This window comes from uncultured Caballeronia sp., assembly GCF_964243625.1.
Classification (GTDB): Bacteria; Pseudomonadota; Gammaproteobacteria; order Burkholderiales; family Burkholderiaceae; genus Caballeronia.
Window position 1 is genome coordinate 1 of sequence record NZ_CAXTGZ010000790.1, and the last position, 2,393, is coordinate 2,393.

Consider the following 2,393-nt stretch of genomic DNA (forward strand, 5'->3'; position numbering starts at 1 on the left):
GACGACGCCCGCCTCGAACGCCGCAAAAAGTCCAACGGGACCGGCACCGACAATCAGGACATCGGTGCGGATCGGGGTATCGGTATGGGTGCCGTTCTCGGAAGTCATTCAGTATCCTCTTCTGTGCTGCGTATCAGTGCATTGCGCATGACGAACACCATACAGAAGCAGCAGACGACCGGCAATGAAGGCACTATTGGCAACCGAGATATCGGTAATCAGTTAGCCGTGCAGGGAATATTGCGGGCTGCCTGGTGTTCATGGTAAGACGGCACCCCCCACTAACCTTAAAAGGAGCTTCGCTTAGTGCATCCTCTCGACAATCCGGCGTGGAACGCGCTCACCACCTTGCAACGCTCGGTCAGCTCGGGCAATGAATTGGCTCGCCGCTTCGAACCGTCCATATCGCCCATCGCAGCGGTCATGAATTCCGCCGATCCGGCTTGCTGGAGCGCACTGGCCGAAGTTGTGGGCGCCGGTTCGCTGGTTGGCGTTTTCGCCATCGACAAGGACGCGCCGCCCGAAGACTGGACTGTCGACTGGCGCTACACCCTCGCGCAGATGACATGCACGAGGGCGAGTTTCAAGGCACCCGCACGCGCGGCTGCTCACCCGTCAATGCGCGTACTCACCCTCGCCGATGGCAACGCCATGGTCGAGCTCGCCGCGCTGGCACAGCCCGGCCCGATGGAAGCTCGAACGGTCACACTAGGCCGGTATCTGGGTATCTTCGATCACGACGACAAGCTCATTGCAATGGCTGGGGAGCGGATGCGGCTCGACGGCGCAACCGAGGTAAGCGGCGTATGCACGCATCCTGAGCATCGAGGCAAGCGCTATGCGCAGCTACTGAGCGCGGCAATCACGGAGACCATCCTCGAGCGTGGCGACACCGCGTTTCTTCACGTGAGAGACGGAAACACCGGCGCGGCCAGCGTGTATGAAAAGCTCGGATTCGGAGTCCGCGCCGTGTTCGATATTGCCGCGGTCACGAAGCGCTAGACGCGCAACCTGAACCGTGCCCCCGGCTCGATGTGACCCTCCGGGCATGATGATTGCGAAGCAGCGCTTGTTTCTATAAAAGTCATATTCATGCGCATCGCCGAAATTTCGACTTTTTTGAAAGCTTGCGCGCGCCGCCCGGGCGCTCCGCCGATGTGTGTGCCTTTCGGGTCGCCATGTTCGACGGCGCGATAGCCGCATCAAGTCGATCCGGCATAGCGTATTCCACACCGGTTACCCTTCCCGTCATGCAATTTCCTTGGCACCGTTCTGCCAAGAACCGCTAGAGGCTACAACCCGAGGTGCGTAAATGAACACGAACTCTCCGGCAGCGCGATCCCCTGTCGCGTCATCTCCCATCGTAAAGTGGCTCACCATTGCGTTTTTGTTGCTGTCGGGGATTTACCTCGTGGCAATGGGTATCTGGCTGATCGCAATCGGAGGGTCGCCTTATTACGTGATCGCCGGACTTTTCATGCTGGCGGTCGCTTATCTCGTCTGGCGACGAAGCACGTCGGCGCTTTATCTTTATGCGCTGCTGCTCTTTGGCACCTTGATATGGGCGGTCATCGAGGCGGGGTTCGACTTTTGGGCGCTGGCGCCGCGCCTGGACGTACTGGTTATCGCCGGCGTCTGGCTGTTGCTTCCATTCACCTATCGCCTGTTTGCGACGCCCGTAAAGAAAGGCGGCCTGACGCTCGCTGCAGCGGTGGTGCTTAGCGGCATCGCCCTTGCATATGCCGCGTTCAACGATCCGCAGGAAATCAACGGCACCGTGCAGGCGCAGACAGACAGCGCGCCGGCAGCGGCCGCCTCCCGGCCGGGCGATTGGCTCGCCTACGGCAGTACGCAAGCTGGAACGCGATATTCGCCGCTCACGCAGATCAACAGCAGGAACACGGGCACCTTGAAAGAGGCCTGGATGTTCCGCACCGGCGACATGAAAGGGCCGAACGATCCGGTCGAGATAACCAACGAAGTGACACCGCTGGCAGTCGATGGAACGCTGTTCTTCTGCACGCCGCATCAGATTGCGATCGCGCTGGATGGAGCGACGGGCAAGGAGAAATGGCGTTTCAACCCGGACCTCAAGCCTGATCCCAGCTTCCAGCACGTAACATGCAGAGGCGTTTCCTACCACGAGACCGCCGCCGCATCGCAGGCGCGCGAGACCAGCAGCGCAGCGGCCCTGCCCGCGTGCTCGCGCCGGATCATCCTCCCGGTGAACGATGGCCGCCTGTTCGAACTCGATGCCGCCACCGGTCAGCGCTGTGCCACCTTCGCCGAAAACGGCGTGCTCGATCTGCAGCATCTGCAGCCGGTCAAGACCCCTGGTCAGTATGAGCCCACGTCGCCGCCGATCATTACATCGAAGGTCATCGTCGTTGCGG

1 protein-coding gene and 2 pseudogenes are annotated in these 2,393 nt (G+C 60.8%); 2 read left to right on the forward strand and 1 reads right to left on the reverse strand.

From position 1 onward, the window contains the following. Nucleotides 1–108 (reverse strand): annotated as a pseudogene (locus tag ACFFAR_RS30925) (NAD(P)/FAD-dependent oxidoreductase); the annotation flags it as partial. Nucleotides 109–306: 198 nt separating this feature from the next. Between ACFFAR_RS30925 and ACFFAR_RS30930 the strand changes: the two are divergent. Beyond that, nucleotides 307–1,002 carry a GNAT family N-acetyltransferase gene (locus tag ACFFAR_RS30930; protein ID WP_174365360.1) on the forward strand — a complete coding sequence of 232 codons (696 nt, stop codon included), beginning with the start codon at nt 307–309 and terminating at the stop codon, nt 1,000–1,002. Between the two features lie 310 nt (nt 1,003–1,312). Beyond that, nucleotides 1,313–2,393: pseudogene (locus ACFFAR_RS30935) on the forward strand (membrane-bound PQQ-dependent dehydrogenase, glucose/quinate/shikimate family); the annotation flags it as partial.